Raw genomic sequence first — 25,000 nt, 5'->3', positions numbered from 1 at the left:
TTATTGTTCGGCTATTTCTTTTGCTATTTATTAATAGAAGAAAGGAGGACATACAAACGATATGAGCGATAAGAAAACAATTAAGAATGTAAAAGTATTTGGCATTAATAAAGCAGCAGATGATCCAAAGAACAGGGAAGACAACAGTAAACAAATGGCGGTTGACCCATTTGCACAAACATATAGTGATAAAGGATTAATTAAACCTCCTTATGATATGGCAGTGTTGCTGGAAATAAAGGAAAGTAATCCCATTCATTCTGCTTGTATTAGCGCGAAAGTGGATGATATTGCGGGTGTTGGTTTTGACTTTGCCCCTTTTGAAGAAGTAAAAGAAGCAGCGAGCCAGGAGCAATATAAAAGGTTAAAAGAATTTATGCGGAATTGCAATCCGGAAATGACAAGCTCAGAGATCATAAGGGCGGTATGGGATGATTATGAAACCGTTGGATGGGGCATTATTGAAGTTGTTCGTAATAACAAGAATGAACCGTCAGAACTATACCACATTCCAGCTCATACAGTTCGTGCTCATAAAGATAAAGTTCGCTTTGCTCAAAGCGTAAATAACAAAGAACGATGGTTTAAAAAGTTTGGTTATCCTGATGATTTTCGTCTTGCTGATGGTAGACCTTTAAATGAAGAAGATATTGCAGAAAACGGTACAGAAAAAGCCGGTGAAGTTATTGTTATTCGTAAATTCGGTTCTCGTTCTTCTTATTATGGGATACCTAATTACGTTAGTTCTATTGGCTCAATAGTTGGCTCTCAAGCAGTAAGAGATTACAATATTAACTTTTTCACAGGTAAGACTATTCCTGATTCCATACTATTCATTGAGGGTGTTGATGAGATAGATGACGGTACGGAAAATGAACTAAAAGTATTTTTCTCTACAGAAACAAAAGGAGAACATCATAAATTAGCCGTTGTACCTGTACCACATGGTGCGAAAGCTAGGCTAGAAAAAATAAGCCCTGATGTAAAAGAGGGCAGTTTCCGTTTATATAAGCAGGATAGTGCAATGGAGATATGTGTGGCCCATCGTGTACCGCCATATCGTATCGGTTGGGCTATGACAGGTTCATTAGGGCAAACAACTGCTAAAGAAATGAATGAGATGTACAAGCGTTCTATTATTGAACCTGGACAAGAAATATTAGAACATCGATTAAACAATCAATTGTTCCGTGTATTTGCTGATATACTAGGCGGTTTAGATTGGCATTTTAAATTAAATGAAATTGATACAGATGATCGTGAAGCAGATTTGAAGTATGCAAAAGATAGTTATGAAGGTGGAATATTAAAACTGAATGAGTCCCGTAAAGTGGTAGGTTATGAACCTGTACCAGAAGGGGATAAATTCTATGATGGTAAAACCGAACCTTCTCCGCCTGAACCAATTGCAAAATCTGCAGATGATGAACAAGATAACTTAATTGCTATTAATGCATTTAGGGAAAAGCATGAAGAAATAGAGAAAGCTATGCAAAAGAAGGTAGCTGATTTTTTTCAGAGCAGGGAAAAAGGCTCTTAAACCTGCTTCCCGTAATTCGTATTAATAAAGCAGATGAAGAGATTGATCTTGTAATTGCAGAAGCAGAAGTTGATGAATTTCTGGATAGTGTTGATTGGGATGAGGAAAGACAAATGTTTGTCGATGAAGTCACGGACACACTACAGGATGATGTAACGGAGTTTGTACAGAGTACTATAGCTTCTAACGGTTTAACCTGGATGGTATTAGATCCAATTGGTGACGTTGCTGCAAAATGGGTAGCTACTTACGCTTTTGAATTAGCAAAGGGAATCCATGAAACCACTAAAGATAGATTAAGAGAAACAATGCTAAAGAATCTTAGTGAAGGAATGGGTGTTGATGCATTAAGTGTTTCCATTGCAGATGTAATGTCAGAAGCAAGCAACTACAGAGCAATGATGATTGCACGTACAGAAACAACATATGCAATGAATTACGGCAATTTAATTGCTTATAAGGGCGCAAATAGAAACAAGAAAACATGGCTTACAGGAAACGATGAGCGTGTTTGTAAAGAATGTGGTGGTCTACATGGGGAAACGGTAGATATTGATGATTTATTTAGTAATGGAAAGATGTGTCCGCCAGCTCATCCTCATTGTCGCTGCACTATGATTTCAGAAGAGTAATATAATACACCTATTTGATTGGGGTTTCATCGTCAAAACGTATACGGCTTTAAATTGGCTGCTATGCGTTTTGACAGTGGAACCCCAATATTTATAGGGAAGGAGGTAAAACGATGGGTTACGAATTAAAAAACGCCAATATTAGTTATGTTTCATTGGTTACAAAGGGCGCTAACGGTCGTCAGTTTGCCATTATGAAGAGCGCAACTGCCAAACAACCAAATATATCAAAGCAGGTTCCAATCCTTAAAACAGAGGAAGATAAGCAGCTTGTTACAGGTGTGGTATATGAACCAGATGTAGAAGATACACACGGGGATACAATGACCGCAGAAGAAATTGAAAAGGCTGCATATACCTTTATGGAAAATTACCAACACATTGACAAACAACATGATGAAATCGCTGGTAAAGGGACAGTTGTTGAAAACTGGATTGCTAAAAGTGATATGACAGTAGGCGATCAAGAAGTAAAGGCAGGAACATGGCTTATGACCGTTCGTGTGGATGATACAGACACCTGGGAAGAAATTAAAAAAGGTGAAGTTACTGGCTTTTCAATGGGTGGATTTGGCGAACGTGTAGAAATCGCAAAAGCAGATGATCTTACTCATGAAGAGAAAGGCATTATTCGTAAAATGGTCGGTTTCTTCAAAGGCGAGAAACACGAGATCAAAAAGGGTGAAGTAAAAGATCGTTTTGTAGATGAAAGACAGAATCGTGATTTACGTGCCGTTTTTAATTTGTTCGAAGATGTGTTCTATTGGGAGATTTGGGAAAGTAATCCTGATATCGACCGTATGGCAACTGCTCTTGATGATATGAAGGATATACTCTCTTCTATTAAAGGCGGTTATACCATCGCAAAATCAGAAGATAGTGTACAAGCAGAAAACATTGTATTAGAAAGTATTAAAAAAGCTGGGAAAGTATTGTCCCAAAAGAATCATGAAAAATTAGATGAAGCATTAGCTTTAATTAGTGAAATAAAAGAAGCTGCTTCACCACAGGAGGAAGACGAAATGAAAGCAGAAGATATTGCAGAGATTGTTAAACAAGCGGTAGAGCCACTAACTACTAAGTTAGATAAGATTGAAAAGCAAGTGAATGGCGAAGAAATAGAACCAAAACCAGAAGAGCTAACAGAGGAAGAAAAAACTGCAGCAGTTATCCAAAAAGCATTAGAACCATTTGCTGAACGTCTTGAAAATATCGAAAAAGCAGCTTCTATTCGTAAAGGCCTAGACCCAGACGAATTATTTACACCAGGACAACAACCAATTAAAAAATCTGTTTTTGCAGGCCTTGACCTAAAATAAGAGGAGGATATAACTATGACAATGACTAACGCAGAATTATTAGCACATGTGCAACGAATTTCAAAAGGTGCTATTTCAACTGGATCGATTTCTTCAGGATTATTAAATCCGGAGCAGAGTAAAGAATTCTTTAGAATGGCCTTTGATTCAACGCCATTCTCGCAGTTACACCGCAAAGAAATGCGTAAAGCAAAACAGGGGGTAATTGATAAAATCGCTATTGGCGGACGTATTCTTCGTAAGAAAACAGAGGGTAACGATGATGAATACCGTGCAGGTGTTAAAACATCAAATGTCCCTTATAATACAAAGGCGATTCGTCTACCTTGGGAAATTAATGAAGAAACTCTTCGTGAAAATATTGAAGGTGATAGTTTTGAGGACACTGTAATGACCCTTATGGCAACTCAAACAGGTATTGATTTAGAGGATTTACATTGGAATGGAGATGTTGACTCATCTGATCCATTTTTATCAATTAATGATGGTTGGTTAAAGAAAATCCTAAAATCGAAAGAATCACATATTGTAGACCACTCTAAACTAGTAACTGGTACAGGAGAAGCCGCAAAAGCCAATGGATTCGGTAAAAGTTCATTCTTCGCTTTATCCGGAGTAATGCCAAACAAATATAAGAATAGTAACCTACGTTGGATTATGTCACCAAATCGTAGAGAAAAATGGATTGAATATTTAACAAACCGTCCTACAGGCGCTGGTGATGCTGCGTTACTTGGAGCAGGAGATCAAGTTAATAAACCAATGGGATATGGAATTGCAGAGGTTCCATCATTTTCAGATGACATTATCATTCTTGCAGATCCACGTAACTTTATTGCAGTTAATACTTATGAAACTCGTGTTCGTAAAACAACAGAGGGTAAAGCTGCAGTAATGGAAGATAAGCGCTTCTATGTAATTCATTTTGACGATGACGCTATTATTCAAGAAATGGATGCAGTAGCAATTCTGACGAATATTCCTGATACATTCGACGCCTAATAATTAGGTGTATTTTTTATGGGAATAAACCCTTTGTTATTGGGGTTTTGAATGTATACTTTTTTGTTATTTTCTTATTTTTAATAGAAAACGAGTTATAACCAATAAAACCAACAATACGAATGTAAACTTTCATGCAATAGTTTACATTCGTGAAAGGAGTGTTAATTATGAAAGTAGTTACGCTGCGATACGGTGGAACTTATACCGCTTATGGACAAAAGTTTAAGAATGGCCAAGAAGAAACAATTGCAAATGAAAAAGCTGATTACCTTGTAAGTACTGGACATTTTGAATTTGTAAAAGAAGTCGATAAGAAGGAGAAAGAAACATAATGGACATTACCATGCAGGACATTAAAGACCGCGTAAATGTACAGAAGATGCCTAATACAGTAATTCAAGAACTAATAGATTACTATGCGGTTATTGCTAGGAAGTATTTAAGAGTTAAGCCGGAGAATCCGATGAAAGAAATCATCCAAACAAGTAAGCTAGGTTGGCTTTCGTTTCCTGCTGAATCTATAGCAAAAGTTACTCATGTTAGTTCGAAACAAGATATGACCAATTCTATTACTGTAAATGGGCGGATTGTTTATGGTTTATCCGAAAATCAGTTATATGAATTCGAATATAAGATACAAGATTATGATGATCTGCAGGTACTTATGAAGAAATGTATTATTGATTTGGTTGTTTCTGCAGTAATTCGTGCTAACTTACAACGAAAAGGTATGAAGACATCGGAAAGTATTGGTGATTACTCTTACCAGATTAGCCCAGAAACGCTAGATGAACCAGATACAAACAATAAGATACTCAATGGCTTAAAAGGGTTTAGAGCAAGAGTTAAGCCGGTGATGGCCACATGAACGAAATGTATTTCGATGATGGTGGAATGGATGATTTATATATTCATGAGGTAGTTGTAAAACGAAAAAAGAAAAAGAAGCAATCCGCTGGTAACTATACAGAAGTACCAGAGGACATTTACGAGAAGATGATTTGCCGTGTAACTACTAATTCTGCTACTGATAATGAGAGATTTAAGCGCGATAAACAAAATTTTGATACAACCTTTAAGATATACGCACCTGCTTCTTACATAATTAAACCCAATGATCTTATTCATTTCAAAAATGAAGATGTGGGCGTTGATTATACATTTGAAGTAAAAGGAGAGCCGCGTAATCCCGCATTTATGAATCATCACATTGAAATTTATTGCGAAAAGGTATGATTCTATATGGCGAATTCAGTAGAAATTGAGTACTCAAGTAATATGGAGCAAGTAAAGACGCATATTAACGCTATGTGTGTTGAAAAAGTCACAGCAGCATCTATTCATTTGCAAAATCAAGTTAAGAAGAACCTCACAGGTAGCCGTAGCGGTAAGCAATATAAAATACCTCATACGAGTCGTAAATATACTGCTTCTAAACCAGGTGAAGCTCCTGCTGTTCGTACCGGTGACTTGTTAAATTCGATTAAATACAATGTTAAACGGTCGCAATCAGAGGTATTGGGTGCAGTAGGGAGTGATTTGAAAAAAGCAATATGGCTTGAAACTGGTACAAGTCATATGGAAGCTCGTCCATTCCTATTAAAAACGTTTGAAAAAGAACGTAGAGAACTTAAAAGAATGATGGGAGGGCAATAGATGTCTAACGCTATTGCAGCTATTAGAATGCTTGTAGAGAACGATGAAATAATAAAAGCTAATCTATCAGAATATGGTGAAGGCGAAGACAAAGGCCCTGCTCTTACATCCCAAACTGCACAAGATGATATGAAAATGCCTTATGTAGTTATGAGAATTGAAGCAGATAATCCGGATGATGTTGAAATTATAGATCGTATGATTCTAAATTTCGATGTGTATTGTGATAATGGGGATTATGATAAGGCGAAGTTAATTGCTACACGTATTGAGAAGTTACTAGATAGAGAAGTTGGTTTAAAAGATGATGGGATACTTTCTATACATCGTGCAGGTAAACTGCCGGTACCAGATGAAGACCCATCTATCATTCATATAAATGCAAAATTCCTTGTTCGAACATTTCGAACGGACTTGTATTAGGAGGTAGAACAAATGGCTTGGAAATTGATTAACGGTGTCCGCGAAGGTACGACTGATAATTTTGTTATCGGTCCCGGTGTTATTTACAAAAATTTCAAAAGCATAAAAGAATTAGGCGAAATGGTTGGAGCAACTACCGGCGGAACAAAAGTCGGTTTTGATCGTGAATATTATGATGCAGATATTGATGGTGTCCTTGGTCATTTAGTGCGCGGTAAATGGCTTTTAAAAGATGTACCGCACGTTGAGGTTACATTAGTTGAATTTACAAAAGAAAACCTACAGTTGGCTTTACCTGGGATGACGGTAGATAGCACTACAGAAGAGGATTACGATATTATGAAACCTTCAAATGATATTCCAGATTCAAATTACCATGATATCGCACTAATCGGTATGATTTCGGGTAGTGAATTACCTGTTATTTTCGTAATTCGCAATGCAATGGTAGTCTCATCTATTGAAGTAGATCTAAAAGATGGTAAAGGAACGGTTGGTTTGAAATGTAAATTTATCGGTCATTACAGTGAATCTGCACCATCTACGCCACCGTATGAAATTTATGTACCAAAGAAAAAGAAAACTGCAGCAACTAAAGCGCCGGCTACCGCATAAATGGTAGTCGTTTTTCTATTACATAAAACAAGCTAAATGCTAAAAGGAGAGCACGAAATGAAATCTATTTTAGAAAAAATGATGAATACTGGTACAGAAATCACGATTTTAGGGGAGAAAATATTGATGCGTCGCTTAAATGTAACTGATGTTTGGCGGTTCGCTAAGATTATTTCTAAAGTTGGACGCCATGCAATAGCTGATTTTGCAGATTTCGGTAAAGCTAAAAATGAAATGGATGAACTAACAAAAGCTGCAGAGTCTCTTCCAGAAGAAGAAAAAAACGTTCAGTTAGCTGCACTTAAAGAACAACAAAAACAAAAAGGTTTAGAGTTTGCTTTACGTGTACTAACAATGATCCCGGCTTGTGAGGATGATTTCACAGAGTTCTTTGCAAGTTTACTAAAAGCTAAGAAAGAGGAATTTTGCCAACTCCCTCCCGAAGCAATGGTTTCTGTTATTCAAGGATTACTGGAAAGTGAAGACTTAATGACTTTTTTCAACCAAGTGCAGGGGCTAGTGAAAGTTCAGAGCGAGAAATGGAACCAACCAGCAGCAGCGCCAATCCTAGCGTAAATGAAGACTCAGAAGAATATTTAGAGGAAGCAGAACAAAATATGTTACGTGCTTTCGACAAGATACAAAAACGGTATGGATGGACAGATGATTATGTCTTATCAATACCGTATTCGCGTTTAATGGACCTGTTTTCTCTAATTGCACGAGAAGAGCAGCAAGAAGAACTAAATGAGTGGAAGAAGATGGCGTTCATTGGTTTTCAAACTCGTCAACTTGAAGAAGGTACTACTTTTAATGATTATCTTCAAGCCTTTGGGCTAACTGACACCCAGGACAATAAAGAGTCTTCTTATGAAATGGGTGAAGTATGGACGAAAGATGAGTGTGAAGCACATGTTGAGCAGATTATGGCTCAATTCCAGGAAGACGACGATGAAGAATAAAATGGTTATCGGCCCCAGAAGGGGGTGCGTAAATGTTAGCTGAAATGTTCCAACTGTTCGGAACGATTGGTATTAAAGCAGAAGGCGCTTATAAAGATTTACAACAGTTTGAAGATCGAGTACAAAAGACTGCAAACGGAATGCATGATAAATTCCAAAAGGCAGGGGAATCAATTAGTCATGTAGGTAACAAAATGAAAGATGTTGGTACAAACATGACAACGGGCGTTTCCTTACCTTTAGCTGGTATCGGTGCTGCCGCTGTAAAAGTGGCTTCTGATTTCGATACTTCTCAAAGAAACATCCAATCTTCTTTAGGTCTTACTGAAAAAGGTGCTGAAAACCTTGGTAAAATCGCAAAAGAAACTTGGAAAGATGGATTTGGCCAAAGTATTGAAGAAGTGGATCAGTCTCTTATAAAAGTTTATCAGAATATGAAAGACGTTCCTCACGAAGAATTAGAAGAAGCTACAAAAAGCGCTATGACATTGGGTAAAACATTTGATTCTGATATCAATGAAGTAACTCGTGGTGCAGGGCAGTTAATGAATCAGTTTGGTATTTCTTCAAAGGAAGCATTCGATTTATTTGCTGCTGGTGGACAAGAAGGTTTGAACTATTCAAATGAAATGTTTGATAATGTGGCCGAATATGCGCCATTGTACAAACAAGCCGGCTTCTCTGCTAACGAGATGTTTACCATTATGGCAAACGGAACTCGTGACGGCAGTTATAATCTCGATTACATTAACGATCTCGTAAAAGAGTTCGGTATTCGTGTGCAAGATGGTTCTAAAGGCGTATCTGATGCCTTTGCAGAAATGAGTCCAGCAACTCAAAAGGTTTGGGACAATTTCAATAAAGGTAAAGGAACTTCTGCGGATGTATTTAATGCCGTTTTAGGTGATTTAGGTAAGATGGACGATAAAGTAAAAGCAAACCAACTTGGTGTTGCTGTATTCGGTAGATGATAAATTGTGCCGAATTAAAATCGCGGTATGAAGCAAAGAGGGTGCGAATCCTAATTTGAACCGAAGGATATACAAAGTATAGCCAGGGGCAGAGCATAGAAGGTGAAAAGATATAATCCTTCCACGAGACCGCGACACTTATTAGTGAAAACGTATGCCGAACTTACAGGAAATGAACTGTAAGAAGTAGAGGATAAAAAGCCTTTACGATAACACAATTGACAAAGTGGGAAGACATGGGTGCTCAAGCTGTCTTAGGTCTTAATAATGCAAATGGTGCGTTAGGCGATGTCGAGGGCACAATGGGAAAAATGCAGAAGACGCAGCAAGAAGCTTTTGGTGTTCGTTGGCAAAAGTTAATGCGTACTACAATGGCATCTTTAGAACCATTAGGACAAGCTATTTTAGATATTGCAGAAGTGGCACTCCCTCCAATTATTAAAGCGGTAGAAGTTGCTGCAAAAGCATTTAGTTCTATGCCTAAGCCAATTCAAATTGGTATTGTAGCAATTCTGGGTATGGTCGCTGTCTTAGGTCCATTAGTGGCCATGATGGGCTTTATGACAAGTGGAGTTGGTGCATTTGTTGGTTCATTAAGGTTCCTAGTACCAATACTTACTAAAGTACCATTATTATTTACAGGTATTCTTAAAGTCGGCCCTAAACTTATCGGTATGTTTGGTGGAATTGGGAAAGCTCTAGCGCTGTTGGGCAGATCCATGATGACCTTACTGATGAATCCCTGGACGATTGCCATACTAGGAATTGTAGGATTAGTATATCTAATTTATAAAAACTGGGATGACATCGTAAAATACACCAAGAAAGCAGTTAAATGGATTGGCGATGTCTGTTCTAAAGCTTGGGACGCAACCGTAAAAGGTGCAAAAAAGGCATGGAATGGTTTAGGTAAGTTCTTCTCTGGATTTTGGAATGGTACAAAAAAACTTTTCAAATCTGCTTCATCGTTTTTGGGTAAAGTCTTAGAAGAAGCTTGGAAATATATAAAACAAAGAATTGAATACAACATTAAAATTTGGAAAAACATTTTCGAGTTTGGATGGAATGCCATTAAATTTGTTTTTAATCTAGCATTAAGCGGTTTGAAAAAAATTGTAGATGGCACATGGAAATTCATTAAGAATAGTGTCCAAAAGGCAGTTAACACCTGGAAGAAGATTTTCTCTACTGGATGGAATGCTATTAAAAGAATTTTCTCTTTGGCTTTAGCAATAATAAAACAGTACGTAAAAACCGAATTCGAAAAAATGAAAAATACAATATCCAGTGTTTTTAACACGATTAAGGAAATTGTAAAAAAAGCCTGGGACGCAATTAAATCAACCTTTACTACAGTATTAAAATTCTTAAAAGATTTTGTGAAATCTTCTTGGGAATCTATTAAAGATACAATTTCTAGCGTTATGAACACAATTAAAAATGTGATTCAATCGGCTTGGAATTTTATAAAGTTCACAATCATTAATGCAGTTCGTGAATTTGTTGGGTTTGTAATTACTAATTTCAACAAATTATATAACACAATAACCGATGTTGTGGGCGGTATAAAAGAATTTATTGTTAGTAACTTTAAAACTATAAAGAAAGCAATCACTGGTGCATTTACAGGGGTTGTAGATACTGTAAAAGATGTATTCAGTAAAGTTGGTTCTATAGTAAAAAATGTAGCAAAAGATGCAGTTAGCTGGGGAAAAGATATTATTGCCGGTATTGGTGAAGGTATGTCCGGTATGGCAGATTGGCTTATAAAAAAAGCAAAAGGAGTTGTTTCGGGAATACCTAAAGCCGTATTAAAGTTCTTTGGTATCCGAAGCCCATCTCGGTTAATGATGGAATACGGGGGCTATATTACAGAAGGTCTTGGTGTAGGGATGGAAAAAATGATTCCTGCCGTAGACAAAGCTTCTGAACTATTAAATAAAGCTGTTGTTCCACCTAAACCAATGAAACTAGTAACCGATGTATCTAATCAAATTGGACAAATGGGCGCACGTTCTGCTGATCTAACCGGTAAAACTGCACATCCATTTGCTGGACAAACCCACGTCGAAAAGAAAACGGATAATGGCGTAACAATTCAAAATGCTACATTTAAAGTCTCTGTTGAAAAACTACAATCTGCAGACGACTTTGTAAAAATGAGAAAGCTGCTACAAAACGTAGTTGCTGACGATCTAATGGGAATGGCGGTGCGAAATGTATGAGTATATTAAAAACATTGCATAGAAGAGCTGGTTCATATCACCTCTTATGGGATGCTACAGAATTAGTAAGTACAATTACATATACTATTAATTTTTCATGGCCTGGGACATATAACTTTTCTTTTATGTCCCAAGTTCCTATTGGTTCTGATGGTATGTTACCGGATAAACACTTTATTGTTCGGGTAAATGGTATTGAAAAATTTAGAGCAAGAGGTGCTTATGCCTGGGAAGCAAGAGAAGTTTTTGTTGGTGCAGGGCCACAAACAATTGAATTTACAACAATCGGTTACGGTTCTTCTGACGTAGCCTATTTGCGTGATGTTTATTATCATGCATACGGACCTATACCTACAATTGCAATGATTGAGCAAACAAAAATGCCTAAATCATTAGACGGATTAAAAAACTATAATATTATGCATGGTTATCCCCGTTTCCAAAGTAACGGGAATAAAGGATGCGAAGTAGAATTCAATGTTTTATTCAACAATATTAGTTATTGGCGTGATTTCATGAAGGAAATATATCGCCCTCATATTATTACTGGGGATTATGGTACCTACGGGGGTATAATTCCACCGAATGAAGTAGATGCAATAAGAAAAGGAACTTTAGTTATAGCAAAATGTAAATTAATATCTATGTCACAAGCAGGAGTAGGAGTTGATGGAATGTGAGGGAAGGATCTATTTCTTTAATTAGAATGTTGGGGAGCTATTTCCAGGTAGGGAATAACTCCCCTAATTTAATTGTTTATATGAAAAAAAGAGACTCTTCTACTTACGTCCAAATACAACATCGTGTAATGGGACTAGAAGTACAGGAGAACGCAGATCAGTTTGCTAGTACATTTACTATTACTTTTGCGAATGAATACGGTCAAATGGCTTCTGACAACTGGTATGGTAAGTTTTCTTCTATTCAAGAATGGTTTTATAACAGTGAAGTAACAAATACAAACCAGCTATATCCGCAGACTGAATTTAAGGTGTCTATCGGATACGGTGAAGAAGCTTTACCGTATATACATGGTTTTGTATCTGATGTGAAGGTAAATGCCGAAAGTGGGACAATATCCGTCACCTGCACAACATCATATAAAAAGGTTTTACACAAATCCGTTATCCCAACACCAGGATCAGATGAGATCGTAGCACCAACCGGTAATGTTTATGATGTGGTGAAATTCTTCTTTGAAAAAGCCGGAGTTACATTGCACGGTAGCAGAGTAAACATTCCTGGTACCAATCAAAGTTGGATTGTTGAGGGAGCAACCGGTAAGAGGTTTCAAAAGTGGGATGAAATTGTACGCGATATTATAGATACAACATTCCATTATATAAAACATGAACCAGATGGAAGTTGCACATTCATGAAGATGCCGGACTATGCAATTAACGAACCTGCAAAATTTAGTTTTAGAGAAGGGGAAAATCTTATCTCTTTAGATATGCAGCTAACTGACCAGGACATAAGTAACAGTATTGTTGTTAAATGCGGAGATTACGCAAACGGATTTCTTAATTCGTTTCTATTAAAAAACGTATCGCAAGGTGATTTACGGGAGGAAATGGTGGAGGTTCCTTGGGCGACAACGTTCTTTGCAAGAAGAGCAGTTGCTGCAGCATATCATTTAAAAGCAATCCAGAAGTTCAGAACATTAACGGTTGCAGTTGTTGGGGATCCAAGGATTCAATTATTCGATGTTATTTCAGTTTACAATAGAGATTCTGGTCAACAGTGGAATTACTTTGTCAAAGGTATTAATACAATGATTTCTGCAGATGATGGATTCTATCAAACTTTAGATTTAACTGTTAACTATGGGTATGAACCTGCTCCATATACAGATATAACTGGTATTACAGTAAATGTAGATACATTACGATTAAAACTTTGGGACTATGATTATGAAGATGGCGACTTATTAAATATTTATTGCAATGATAAGTTAATAGAGGAAAATTACTTTATACGTAATAATCCTACATATGTTGATATACCACTCGAATACGGTGCAAACATGATTGTTTTCGAAGGGGTACGGACTCCTTTAAAATGGCTTACCGGACGGATACAAGTATTAGATACACAAAATAATATTTTATATGATTATGGTTCTTTACCCGATTTAACATTTAAACGAGTAAATATAGATGAATCAACTGGTTATTATATCAAACGCCCAGCGAAAACTTGGGCTGTCACAAGGGTGAATTAGGGGTGATCTTATGATAATGCAAAAGAATTTATATGATCCGATTATGTATCTAATGAAAGGGTTGATTGACAGGCAAATATATAACGGCGGTAAACCAATGCCTGGAAATGACCCGAACGATGTATTTAAAGAAGGTATGACAGAAGGCTATACCCTTATTCGTGATGGTGCTCGTTTATCCCAAGTTGATGGAGATAAATATCTTCATTACGATCTAGATTTTAATAACCAAGGGATGTTAGACAAGGTTATATTATCCCACAAGATAACAGGAAAGAAGATGGAAATTCAATTAATATACAATGCACAAAAACAATTACAGCGTGTACAACCGCGTTTACTGGATAAAGGCAGCGGTATACTGTCTGATTTACCAATTCCCGATGTGTCGTAATGATGCACGGGAATTTTTTAATACAAGAAAGGGTGATTGCTCTTGTTTGAAACAACCTATTTAGCCGGTGGCCGATTAGATCCACCTTTTCATCCAACTAAAACAGAACCATTCATACCAGGTTTCATTATGGATTCATTTTCATTCCAAACAAATGAAACTACATATACTTTACCTGCAGACATGGAGCTGTATGCAATAAGTGTAAGTGCATCTATATATGAATTAGATGATAAATGGAGCTTAATTGTAAATGGCAAAACGATTTGTAAAAACATATATACCAAGGATATTCCCGAAGGTATGCACTTTATGGTTTATAAGCCTTTGACAGCAGGAAGTACGGTTCAATTTTCATTTAAAAATCAAGGAATCCTTGATAAAACAGTATGGTTTGAATTGCATTTTTTATCATAAAGGAGGGATATCATGAGTTTTGCTGTTACATATATGGCGGGCGGTAGATTTGACGCTCCTTATTTCCCTACAAAAACGGAACCGTATATAGAAGGTAGAAGAATCGGAATAGATGCTGCAGTAAAAAAAGATGAATTCTCACTACCATTCGATACAGAGTTAATTGCATTCTCTATAGCTGCATCAAGTTATAGTGATCGTGATTATTGGAATCTATTTATCGATGGAAAACAAATATTTAAAAATGTTTATGTAAAAGACGTACCAGAAGGATTCAATTTTTCTATTATTAGACCTATTCCGGCTAACGCTGTATTAAAGCTCGAATACCACAATATAACCGGAACATCCAAAGTAGTAAAGCTGAATTATCAACTATTAAGAGATTAGGAGCGTGAAACCTATGGCATATATTGAAAAAATAGTATCAGAAGCAGAATTCCATATGGAGTTAATAAATACCATGATTGAAAATGGATGGAAGAAAGTAAGTAGCTTTTACAAGGTTATTTATAAAGCTACGAAATCAGACGACCCTGTTCATAATTATTGGGCTGCAAAGCATGTAATTTTAAAAAACAACGATGGTGGTTTATACGGAATTGTTCAAGCTTGGAAGTGGACCGCAAAGTCTCAATTAGACATTGATTTTTCTAAGCCTGATGGTAAAACTGCATTTAAAACATACTTAGAAAACAACCCACAATATAAAGATCGTTCATGTATGTATTTATATATGATTGAAAAACTTCCAAGCTATCAAGAGGATAGTGTAATTATTATGGGAGCAGAAGACAAGAAAGAGTTCCAATCCATTCTAGATGTAGAATTGGCCGAAGTGATAGCTACAGAAAAAACAGAAATAAACAACGGAAGACCTTATACATATACCGTTTATGACTATACAGATAAGCCCGATTTAATGATGTCTCCTTGGGTTAAATCTACTTTGAGAAACCCTAAATTGCTAAATATAGATGCTGATACAAATTGGTGGCCAGATTCTTTAGTTCGTATTACAGGACAAGTTGATAAAAATAGAGTTGTCCTACTAATACAAGCAGATAAAACGCCAGCATTTGAAAATAATACTGTCCCTGTAACCCCAGTATACATGGGACGCTTAGAAAGCTATGGAAATGACGACGCCATAGCAGATGCTCTTTGGGCTGGAACTGCTTACGATGAAGGTGGAGAAAGTTCTTCTCACAGCTTTAATTTTGAAAGTAAAACGCCATTTAGGGACGTATCGAACTATATGCCACGCACAAAGAAATATCCTAAGTCGCCAGGTAATGGCATTGATAATGTAATTATTAAACGTTCCCGTTTTGGTGCAAGATACCAAGCACATTATATTGCGTGGAATATACCAAGTAATATTATGCCGCCAGATCGGAAAGGTGCTAATGGTGGCCAATATCCTACAGCATGGCAAAGCCACGATAATGACGAATATAAGTATCAATTCAATCCATCTTTATATAGTGGTAGAGTTCATACATCTAGGGCTTATATTGTACATCCAGATGAAGGGGTACGTGGTTATATGCCGTACGTTGTACTTCTCTCCCCGTTAGGTTTGCTAAATGGAGATAAATTAAAAGTTAGAAAAAATACATGTCCAGATACACACGACATCTACAGATTCTTTACCGTGGATGCAATTTCACCAATTACAAAGATGCCAGCTACTGCATATCGTCCAGCAGGATTAGGTATTTTCGAGAAAACAATATAGGGGATGAATATAAATGTGGTTCGATAAAATTGTAAATTTACAAACCTTACCTACCGAATTAGAAAAGTTATTTGTAGATAACGGATGGAAACGTGATCTATTTTTCCGTATCCGAAGAGAAACCAGCAAATTCATAGATGTGCGATTATTCGAATCCACTGGAAGTGATTTGGAGCGTAGAAGATTTGGTTTTGCAGTTGCATACGATACTGCAGACTCTGATTTCGCAGATTCCAGATATGTAGCCACTGAATCAAGATTAGGGGATTTTGGAGTAGGAGATGGTAAGAAAACAAACTTCATTATTCCTACTTCTCCAATCATTGCTAGTTCCCTATCTGTTTATATAAATAGTATCTATCAAGAAAAAAACACTTATACAGTGGATGGTAGAACAGGATTAATTAAATTTAATACACCAGTAGCAAAAGGAGCTAGAGTTACGGGGGAATATCGTTTAGCTAACGATGCCTATGAACCAACGAATGATATTATTTTCTTCACTTATACTCGATACTTTATTGAGAAGGAAGTGAAAATGAGTGATCAAGATGCAGATTTAGGAAATGGTAATGGTACAAAAACAGCTTTTAAATTACCATACCCAGATTTTGATGAAAGCCGTTTTGCAGTATACAAAAACGGGACAATTTTAGATGCAAACAACTATACGTTCACAGGGGATACAATTATTTTCAAAGTTGCTCCTGCAAGTGCAGACAATATAAAGATTGCAGGTACACGTTTGCTAGAATCTAGTAACGGTAGCGATGTAACAGAAATACTACCTGCTAAGACGCAATTTACCGTACAGAGCACAAATAGTGTCCTGGCTGAAATTTTTACATCTATCAATTTTGTGAACGCTTCTCCCTATACAGTACTAAGTTTGACACCGGAGCAAAGATTCACAAAGGACTGGAAACGTGATTCCGTTGTATACATGTACGGTAACGCTCATAAAGATCGTGTTGTAATGTTTATGCGAATTGATCCAACACCAAGCCCTGTACGAGCATTATTTGTTCCATTGTACATCGGAAGAATGTATACATTTGATAATAAACCGCAAAAGAATTTAATTATTATGGGTGGCTGCCGTTCTGGGGAAGAATTCAGCAATTCTACAAAGAAAATTGGTAATGCAAATATGGATTATGGCGAAAATACATCTGGTGGAAATCTTACGCCTGTTTTGTCTCAATCATTAACTGGATCTATGTATCAGCAGCATTACCTTGCCTTTATAACTCATAATGCCGATATCGATAGTGGCCAAGGGAGATTTAATCCTTCTATGTATAGCGGTAAATACCATTTATCACAAATTTATATCGTACATCCTAATGATGGATATGTAGGGAAACTTGACGATGTATACGCAGTACATCCAAAAAATATTCAACAAGCAGATGAGCTTGAAATTGAAAAAACTGTAACAGATGAAGTAATTGGTAAAGGCGATGGAACTAAAAAGATATTCCATTTAGAGCACAAACCAAAAGAAAATACATTGAACCTATTCATGGATTGTAAGGAAGTTCCTAAAACGGATTACGATTATAATGCGGAAGATAAAACTGTAACTTTTAAGGAATACCCTGGCGGTGAAATTCTAGCTAATTATCAAATGGCGCAATTATATCGTTACACATTGCCAACAACAGCAGTTTCTCCATTCACAAGTAAGTTTTCGCCTTTCAATCCAATTGGCCTAGCAATCTATAAAGAAGATATTTAAACAAGAAAGGGGGAAGGCAAAAGATGAACGAGAAAAATTATTCGATTGCTGCCCCTTCTTTATTTATAAATGAAAAGAATCATATAGTTTCTGTTAGTCCAAGTCTTTCTTATGAAAAGACTTATTGTGTTTCTATTTCAATTGCTAATCCTTTTGGTGAAAACGTGCATGAGTTTCCTGTAAGTATGCCGCCTAATTCAAGGTTTAAGGCTGTTAAAGAGGATAATGCAGGTGTATTCGCAACAAAAGTAAACAGAATTAAAGGTGTTTTATCTGATGTGATTAGCCGGGCTTCCAGGGACATTATTGAAATTGATGCAAGCATTACAACATTAAACGCTTTCCATATAGATCGTAACGTTAATATAGATATTTCTGAAATGGAAAACCTCACACAATCAAGATGCTTTGCAATAGATATTACAGATGATGAGTCAGCGCAGCAACGCAGCCGTATTTTTGATATGGGCCATGTGAAAGAAGAACTTGCAGATAAACCATTTGATATGCATGAAATCACAATCGTAAATGAATCTATTATGTCTAGAACTACAGACGAATATGAAATGAATGAAGTCATAGAAGAAGAGCTGCTTCATAAGAAAATTCGTGAGTTTGCTACAGAAGTAGAAGAACTTCCCGAATGGGTGAAAGTAGCTCGTGTATTGTATGGAGAAAAATTCTACGAAAGTATATTGGCAGAACGAAAAGAAAAAGAACTGCAGTCTAATATATTTGAGAATGGCACAGGTGAGATTGTAATTAAAGAGTTAACTGCAGTAACAACACATCCTTTAGAAATGGCGGATAGATGTATTCATGAAGTGGTTGCTTCTTATGAAGAATATGATTTATTTAACGATCTAGGAATACCTGTTTATTTACCTGATTATGATTTATTTGCAAGAATCCAAAGAGAATTAAAAGCAGATTATACAAAATTTGATACTGCAGATAGAAATATTATTCAAGTTGATGGAGGTTCAATATCATTCGAATTAGCTGAAAGAGAACATATAGAAATAATAGCAGCGGTCCCAACAGACGAAACATTTATACGAAAAAACTTATCTTTGGAACTAGAAACCTTTGATATAGAAGATTCAAAAAGAACACAAAATGAAGTAATAGCATCCTCTGCACGATATGAACAGGCAAATAAAATTCACTCATGTCACGAAAGTGAAATTGAAGATGAAACACAATCAATTCGAGTTACAAATGAATTAACTGGGAATTCTATCGAAGTATTGGAATCGATGGATAATAAGGGCCGTGAACTTGCTATTGATGTTGTCAATACTGCAGGTGATTTTGTTTTAACTCGGGATCTTATCGCAGAAAACATCATTGGATTTGATAATGCTACTCGTGAAAAAGAACTGATCCATACCATATTAGACAATGGAACTAATGCTCACAAAGTAGTACCAGAAGTAATAGCAGATTCCATTGAATCACGGGAGTTTAATAGGAAATCACAAAATATTCTTTCATACATTACAACAGATGAATTGAGTACACGAGAAAACAAACAAATTGATGTTATAGAGGGAGAATCCTCTACAGCAGAAAGAAGTGTTATCGAATTAGAAGCCAAAAATGAAGAAATGGATTTATTTGAAGGTATGGGATTACCTGTTTATTTACCCGATTATGATTTATTTGCAAGGGTTAAACGTGAGTTACAAGCAACGACGGTGTTGTCCGATATAATGGATCGTTCCAAAGTTACTATAACTTCTGAAATTGTTGATAGCATTGATATGGAGCGTTGCACCCCAAATATCATTACGGATGTGTCCGGAATAATAGATATTAAAAGACCTGTATTAGAATTAGATTCACAAATCGCTAATGATTATGATGCAGCTGACACACCTGCAAAGCAGTCTTTAATACTAGAACTAGATACATTTGATAGAGATGTAAGTGTAGCAACTGATATAGAAGAATTCGAGCGATTTAACAGGGATACTTGCATAGAAAGTTCAGTGGCGGAATTTGAACCAGCGGAGAAAGTTCTGGGAATTGATACTGAAATCATCGAAAGTGAACTGTTTATTATTAATAAATTCATTGATACCGAGTGCATACAATTTGATGATTTTATTGTTAATAATATTTACCCTACTGAAATCATTGAAGTTGATGAAAATAGAAAAGTTCAAAAAGAAAAACCGAAACTATGGTTATGTCATAGCCGTTCTTCTTGGTGGACAAATTCTAATTGGAAGAAAACAAGATAGAAGGTGATGAAATGGCTACCATTGGACAAGTGTTAAAGACACCCGAACTGGGGTGGAGAAGATATGACTGTAATTCTCAAAATTTCTCACTATTTGATACAGATTTTGACCTAAGTAGCTCTGACCGATTTTACTCCGGTATTACAAATGGCCAATATATACGATTCAAGTTTTTTGGTAAACAGCTACGTGTTATTGCGGAAGTTTCTAATCTTCCTGGACAAGTTTCTATATCGATAGACGGAAATAAAGATTACTTCTCTTTAAATAGCAAAGCAGATGAAAATTATGTTTTAAAATATGAAAAGCAATTCACGGAACAAGCAATCCGTGAGTGTATTATTAAAATCGAAAACAACAATATATCATTCCATAGGTTTAACGCTTTTGATATTGATAGTTCTGGATACTTAATTGATTTTATGAGAAAAGTCTCTTTATATAAAAAAGAAGCAGGGAAAATATTTATAGAGGATTTCGATTCCATAAACCCGGAATGGATTATATCACCGTCCGAATCTTTTAGTATTGCTGCAAGAAAAGGCTTTATAAGATTGAATCATACAGCAGATAAAGATGTAATGTTACTAATCAACAAACCGCAAGGAGATATAGCGATACAAGTCATTGCTGATTATACTCCCGATGTTGAAGGGGATAAGGGCGGATTGATTATATATCAAAACGCTGATAATAAAATAGAATTTCTTGAATCTCATTCTATTAATAGTTCTAAAGAACACAGGGAATGGCTTGCTACTTCTACTGGTGAACAATGGGACTTTTATAGCAAGGTAGATGCTACCTTTGATTATGCAGATAGCGACAAATTAGAAGCGACTAAAATCGGTGTTGTATTAAAGAAAGGTGTCGCAGATCCATACAAGCCGCTAGATATTGATCGTATCATTATCACGAGTGGCCACAAATTAAAGTTAAGACAACTGTTCCCAAATAACAGGGTAATTTTAAGAGATGAAAATGACACTACAATATCTATTAATCAAGTGGGCAAATTAAATACCGGTATAGATATAAACCTACCATCTTTAGAGTTCCAAGGAACCATTGAAGTTTACGATGAACAAAATAGCCTTATAGCAGAAAAGAAAGCCTTATTTTATGGCGGTGACATCTATAATATGGGTTCTCCTTTAAAAATCATAATGGACTCTAAAGAATTAAACGATACTGATCCAACTAATTTAGGAAATATGATTGAGGGAAAAAGAATCATTAAAATGATGGTCCAAAATGAAAATTCTGTAGCTGTTCATAATCTCAAAATTTCTATTGAGCAATACATGGAAAAGGTGGGATATACGTGGGCAAATATTTCGTTAGATAACTTAGCTTGGGTAAAACAAATTTCAATAAATACATTAAGCGCAAATAGTTCTAGGGAGTTTTGGGTACTGGTAACTAAAGATTTAAACTACATTGGGTTTGAACCTATTTTATTTAACATTAAATTGCTACATGATTGAGGTGTTTACATGGGTACTGAAATGAAAATCAATCGTTACAAAGGAACTGTAGGTGATAGTTCATCGCCCGTACTTATCGAAAAATCTGAACAAATACTCGTACAAAACGGACAAACTCAATACCTTTCAATGAATATGGAATACAACAAATTTGATATTCGAACTATTCATGTAACAAACGACAAAGATGTTGAATCTATTATTTCAATTTTTGATAAGAAACAAAATGGACTACAGATATATAAGAGTAATCAAGAGAAGAAAACTTACGATATATTAGCAATCCCTTGCGAAGATAAAGATACAACAAGCGCTGCTCATGTTTTTATTGAAAACAAAGGAAATGAACCAACTTTATTTACAATAATCATTAAAGCAGTAAGTTTACAATAAAGGAGTGTCTTTTATGACAGAACATATATTCAAGAGATCCACACCATTAAAAAAAGATATATTCGACCTTGTTATTAACGAAATGTTGCGCGTTGGGTGGAAACAGTTAAACGCTAACAAAGAAAATGAAAAAGATATCTACATGATGTACTCCGACGGAAATGACGGTAAAAAAAACATCTTCATAGAATTTAGTCCATATGATGGGAGGGATGTAGAAAATCGTTCCGATAAGTCTAACTATGATATAAGGAAAACTTTATATTCAGATTCATTTTTCAGATTTTGCACTGGATATGATAGTTCGAAAGGCAGAGGGATTAGCGAAGATTATCAATACCCTGTATCTTGGTATAACGGCCGCCGTAGTTACTCTGGTGTTTCTGCTGGAGACGGACCACAGGTTGATCCTTTACTTACAATAGAATTATATACATTCATTGATAAAGAAAAAATTATTATTTGTACAATTCCACCAAGTAGCCTAAGTAGTTACCCAGTAGTATCCTATGTCGGTGTTTTAGAAGATTTAATGCTTGAAGAGTTACACGAACCCTATACAAGAGCATTAACTTGGTATTCAAGCGCCTTTTCTAGTGCCAGCGAATCAAATACAGGGCTAACTTTTAGTAGGCCTAAAAATAGTAATTGGACACAAAAGGTAGCTGCATATCGAAGTATATGGCTCTCTATACCTATTCCAAGAAACCCCAATATTGATAATAATTTCATTATGTTACCTTTTTACATTTCTCATAAGGACTATGGAGTTAGGGGAAAACTTGGCGGTATATACTCTACTGCCGATATAGGGATTGTAAGTGGAGATATCTTGGAGGTGGAAGTGAACGAAAAGGTACAAAAGTTTAAATATGTAAACGCAAAAAGTAGTTATGGATCATTACCTGCTCCATTAGCATTTCGCATAGAATGAGGTGATTAAAATTAATATTTTTAAAGCTTCTATTTTTGATCCAGACTTACAAAAGATGAACAGGTCAGCATTACAGAGAAAGGGCACAATAATCGACAATATCATTCAAACCGGAAATAGAAAAACAGTAAACAGAAATGGATATATTTTCAGAGATAAATCGATTATCCAAAATGATTCAAAACAAGAAGTGAACTACCCTCGTCAAGAACCATTAGAGCATTCTTGGAAGAGACTAAATACGTAAATTCTAAGCGTACAACAGTAGGCTTTTTTATTTTGGTCAAAATTTGAAAGGAGGTGAGAACTTGGAAAGAATTCACGAACTCATCAAGGCATTGAATATAAGCGATGTTATTACAAGTACTCAATTTAAAGTAGGTGGTGCTATAGGTGGTGGATTAGGAACAATAATTAATTTGTTATACGGTAAAGCGAACTTAATTTGGATATCGATCTATTGCTGGATTATCATGCTCGACTGGATTACGGGTAGTAAAGCTTCAAAGCTAGATGGAACATACTCATCACAATATGGAATTGAGGGCATCACGAGAACCGTGGTGCTTTTATCATTACCAGCTCTTGCGCATTTATTTGATATTGCTCTTAAACTACCTGATTTCTTTTTCTTCATGGTAGTCGGTGGATTGAGTTACCACATTTTTAATAGTTTCGCAGCAAACTGTGCACGTATTGGCTGGGAAAAATGGATTCCTGCATGGTTATTAGAAAGTGTAGCATCCGAAATTCAAGCAAAGATTCAAAGAAGTGATGCACGAAAAGAAAAACATACTACCAAATAAAAAAATACACGCCTTACATAAGGAGAGCATTGTCAAAAGACGGTGCTCTTTTTGTTTGGCAAAAAGGGGAAACACACAATGAAAAAACCAATTAAACTATTTAGCTCATTATTTATGACTCTATTACTCTTATTTTCGTTTGCTACGGCTTCTTTTGCCGATAGAGTACTAATTATCCAAGACTTACCGAAACAAGCATATCGCTACGGTGTGGGCGCTTATGAGGGCGTTGTGGCACATAGTACAGCAACACCAGAAGCACCAGCGATTAACATTCGAAATTATGAAGCTAGAACATGGAGAAATGCATTTGTACACTATGCTGTAGATTGGAACGAAACAGTCCAAATTGCCGATACAAAATATGTGGCTTACGGTGCTGGACCATATGCAAATAAAAGATTTGTTCACGTAGAACTTTCTGAAACTAGCAACCCAGATAAATTTAAATCTTCTTACGAGCGTTATGTAAAACTATTAGCTAAGATTTTAAAAGATAGAGGGATTCATCCAAGCAAAGGTTTATGGACACATAAAGATATTACTTACAAATTAGGTGGAACTGACCACGAAGATCCGATTGATTACCTTCGCAGTCATGGTGTATCAGAATCACAATTCAGAGCGGACGTACAAAAGGCGTATGAAGGCTCAACAGTTACAGTTAAACCAAAACCACAAGAACCATCACAAAACGTTGTAGGCTCAACAGGAGTAGCTTATATTGATGGATTTAACGTAAACCTAAGAAGTGGACCATCAACAAATTATGGTGTTATCCGTCAATTAAATAAAGGAGAAGCATATCAAGTATGGGGAAAACAAGGTGATTGGTTAAATCTTGGCGGTAACCAATGGATTTATAACAACCCTTCTTACATTAAATATCAAGGGGAACAAACTACTACTTCAAGTTCTGTAGAAGGTAAACGTGTTGTTTCTAAAGTGGACGACCTTCGTTTCTATGATTCTGCTTCTTGGTCTGACAAAGATGTAGCAGGAACCGTAGATGAAGGGCTTGGATTTACTATTGATGCTAAAGTATCAGTGAATGGTTCACCACAATACAAAGTACACAACAGTAAAGGCGTAACATACTATATAACTGCAAATGAAGCCTATGTGTATGTGAAGTAGAAAAAAGGGTATGCTCAAACTTGGGCATACCCTTTTTTTTGTTTATTTCACGTAAAAAAATGGATTTTTTTCTATAATTTAACCTACATTTATTTGACGTGAGTCAAATAAAATGCTATAATAAGAGTA

The 25,000-nt window shown here is 36.0% G+C and carries 27 protein-coding genes and 1 pseudogene; all 28 read left to right on the top strand.

Annotated elements, in window-relative coordinates:
* Positions 1–61: 61 nt before the first annotated feature.
* The 28 genes and pseudogenes from AXW78_RS30790 to AXW78_RS30665 all read left to right on the top strand — a co-directional run bounded on the left by AXW78_RS30790 (position 62) and on the right by AXW78_RS30665 (position 24,871).
* Positions 62–1,540, top strand: coding sequence for a phage portal protein (locus AXW78_RS30790; RefSeq protein WP_061885301.1), 1,479 nt, complete (start codon positions 62–64; stop codon positions 1,538–1,540).
* Positions 1,541–1,653: 113 nt separating this feature from the next.
* Complete coding sequence (locus tag AXW78_RS30785) at positions 1,654–2,172, top strand: phage head morphogenesis protein (RefSeq protein ID WP_000496054.1); 519 nt, start codon at positions 1,654–1,656, stop codon at positions 2,170–2,172.
* Positions 2,173–2,285: 113 nt separating this feature from the next.
* On the top strand, positions 2,286–3,491 hold the full coding sequence (locus AXW78_RS30780; RefSeq protein WP_061885300.1) for an XkdF-like putative serine protease domain-containing protein: 1,206 nt from the start codon (positions 2,286–2,288) through the stop codon (positions 3,489–3,491).
* A 15-nt stretch (positions 3,492–3,506) separates the two neighbouring features.
* Complete coding sequence (locus AXW78_RS30775) at positions 3,507–4,493, top strand: hypothetical protein (protein WP_061885299.1); 987 nt, start codon at positions 3,507–3,509, stop codon at positions 4,491–4,493.
* A gap of 170 nt (positions 4,494–4,663) precedes the next feature.
* Positions 4,664–4,828, top strand: a complete 165-nt coding sequence (locus AXW78_RS33715; RefSeq protein WP_081114096.1) for a YqbF domain-containing protein — start codon at positions 4,664–4,666, stop codon at positions 4,826–4,828.
* A complete protein-coding gene (locus tag AXW78_RS30770; RefSeq protein ID WP_061885298.1) occupies positions 4,828–5,364 on the top strand; it encodes a hypothetical protein in 537 nt (178 codons plus the stop codon). The genes AXW78_RS33715 and AXW78_RS30770 overlap by 1 nt, the downstream gene beginning before the upstream one ends.
* Positions 5,361–5,732 carry a hypothetical protein gene (locus AXW78_RS30765; protein ID WP_061885297.1) on the top strand — a complete coding sequence of 124 codons (372 nt, stop codon included), beginning with the start codon at positions 5,361–5,363 and terminating at the stop codon, positions 5,730–5,732. Before AXW78_RS30770 ends, AXW78_RS30765 begins: the two co-directional genes overlap by 4 nt.
* A gap of 6 nt (positions 5,733–5,738) precedes the next feature.
* The gene (locus AXW78_RS30760) at positions 5,739–6,152 is read left to right on the top strand and encodes an HK97-gp10 family putative phage morphogenesis protein (protein ID WP_000024037.1); all 414 of its coding nucleotides are present in this window, start codon (positions 5,739–5,741) and stop codon (positions 6,150–6,152) included.
* A complete protein-coding gene (locus AXW78_RS30755; RefSeq protein WP_000063398.1) occupies positions 6,153–6,575 on the top strand; it encodes a hypothetical protein in 423 nt (140 codons plus the stop codon). It begins immediately after the preceding gene.
* A 12-nt stretch (positions 6,576–6,587) separates the two neighbouring features.
* On the top strand, positions 6,588–7,190 hold the full coding sequence (locus AXW78_RS30750; RefSeq protein ID WP_000312356.1) for a hypothetical protein: 603 nt from the start codon (positions 6,588–6,590) through the stop codon (positions 7,188–7,190).
* Between the two features lie 57 nt (positions 7,191–7,247).
* A complete protein-coding gene (locus tag AXW78_RS30745) occupies positions 7,248–7,766 on the top strand; it encodes a hypothetical protein (RefSeq protein WP_000836018.1) in 519 nt (172 codons plus the stop codon).
* On the top strand, positions 7,730–8,152 hold the full coding sequence (locus AXW78_RS30740; RefSeq protein ID WP_061885296.1) for a hypothetical protein: 423 nt from the start codon (positions 7,730–7,732) through the stop codon (positions 8,150–8,152). The genes AXW78_RS30745 and AXW78_RS30740 overlap by 37 nt, the downstream gene beginning before the upstream one ends.
* Positions 8,153–8,184: 32 nt before the next feature.
* Positions 8,185–9,117, top strand: a pseudogene (locus tag AXW78_RS30735) (phage tail tape measure protein); the annotation flags it as partial.
* 224 nt (positions 9,118–9,341) lie between these two features.
* On the top strand, positions 9,342–11,348 hold the full coding sequence (locus tag AXW78_RS30730; protein WP_061885295.1) for a phage tail protein: 2,007 nt from the start codon (positions 9,342–9,344) through the stop codon (positions 11,346–11,348).
* Positions 11,345–12,028 (top strand): hypothetical protein, encoded by a 684-nt coding sequence (locus tag AXW78_RS30725; protein ID WP_061885294.1) that lies wholly within the window; start codon positions 11,345–11,347, stop codon positions 12,026–12,028. Before AXW78_RS30730 ends, AXW78_RS30725 begins: the two co-directional genes overlap by 4 nt.
* A complete protein-coding gene (locus AXW78_RS30720) occupies positions 12,025–13,572 on the top strand; it encodes a hypothetical protein (RefSeq protein ID WP_061885293.1) in 1,548 nt (515 codons plus the stop codon). Before AXW78_RS30725 ends, AXW78_RS30720 begins: the two co-directional genes overlap by 4 nt.
* A 10-nt stretch (positions 13,573–13,582) precedes the next feature.
* Entirely contained in the window at positions 13,583–13,966 is a 384-nt protein-coding gene (locus AXW78_RS30715) for a hypothetical protein (RefSeq protein ID WP_021727719.1), read from the top strand.
* A gap of 42 nt (positions 13,967–14,008) precedes the next feature.
* A complete protein-coding gene (locus AXW78_RS30710; protein ID WP_061885292.1) occupies positions 14,009–14,383 on the top strand; it encodes a DUF8551 domain-containing protein in 375 nt (124 codons plus the stop codon).
* Positions 14,384–14,395: 12 nt separating this feature from the next.
* Positions 14,396–14,773, top strand: coding sequence for a DUF8551 domain-containing protein (locus tag AXW78_RS30705; RefSeq protein ID WP_061885291.1), 378 nt, complete (start codon positions 14,396–14,398; stop codon positions 14,771–14,773).
* 13 nt (positions 14,774–14,786) lie between these two features.
* A complete protein-coding gene (locus AXW78_RS30700; protein WP_061885290.1) occupies positions 14,787–16,124 on the top strand; it encodes a hypothetical protein in 1,338 nt (445 codons plus the stop codon).
* Between the two features lie 13 nt (positions 16,125–16,137).
* Positions 16,138–17,865 carry a hypothetical protein gene (locus AXW78_RS30695; RefSeq protein ID WP_061885289.1) on the top strand — a complete coding sequence of 576 codons (1,728 nt, stop codon included), beginning with the start codon at positions 16,138–16,140 and terminating at the stop codon, positions 17,863–17,865.
* Positions 17,866–17,888: 23 nt separating this feature from the next.
* Positions 17,889–20,114 (top strand): hypothetical protein, encoded by a 2,226-nt coding sequence (locus AXW78_RS30690; RefSeq protein WP_061457125.1) that lies wholly within the window; start codon positions 17,889–17,891, stop codon positions 20,112–20,114.
* Positions 20,096–21,601, top strand: coding sequence for a cell adhesion protein (locus tag AXW78_RS30685; protein ID WP_231122495.1), 1,506 nt, complete (start codon positions 20,096–20,098; stop codon positions 21,599–21,601). The genes AXW78_RS30690 and AXW78_RS30685 overlap by 19 nt, the downstream gene beginning before the upstream one ends.
* Positions 21,602–21,610: 9 nt before the next feature.
* Positions 21,611–21,994 carry a hypothetical protein gene (locus AXW78_RS30680; protein WP_061457126.1) on the top strand — a complete coding sequence of 128 codons (384 nt, stop codon included), beginning with the start codon at positions 21,611–21,613 and terminating at the stop codon, positions 21,992–21,994.
* A gap of 13 nt (positions 21,995–22,007) precedes the next feature.
* A complete protein-coding gene (locus AXW78_RS30675) occupies positions 22,008–22,928 on the top strand; it encodes a hypothetical protein (protein ID WP_061457127.1) in 921 nt (306 codons plus the stop codon).
* A gap of 1 nt (position 22,929) precedes the next feature.
* On the top strand, positions 22,930–23,175 hold the full coding sequence (locus tag AXW78_RS33710) for a hypothetical protein (RefSeq protein ID WP_081114095.1): 246 nt from the start codon (positions 22,930–22,932) through the stop codon (positions 23,173–23,175).
* Positions 23,176–23,236: 61 nt separating this feature from the next.
* Positions 23,237–23,734 (top strand): phage holin family protein, encoded by a 498-nt coding sequence (locus AXW78_RS30670; RefSeq protein ID WP_000439587.1) that lies wholly within the window; start codon positions 23,237–23,239, stop codon positions 23,732–23,734.
* A 78-nt stretch (positions 23,735–23,812) separates the two neighbouring features.
* Entirely contained in the window at positions 23,813–24,871 is a 1,059-nt protein-coding gene (locus AXW78_RS30665; protein ID WP_061885288.1) for an N-acetylmuramoyl-L-alanine amidase, read from the top strand.
* Positions 24,872–25,000: the final 129 nt, after the last annotated feature.

The sequence above is a fragment of the Bacillus thuringiensis genome, assembly GCF_001595725.1.
Lineage (GTDB): Bacteria > Bacillota > Bacilli > Bacillales > Bacillaceae_G > Bacillus_A > Bacillus_A thuringiensis_K.
This window is presented reverse-complemented; position numbering and strand designations above follow the sequence as displayed.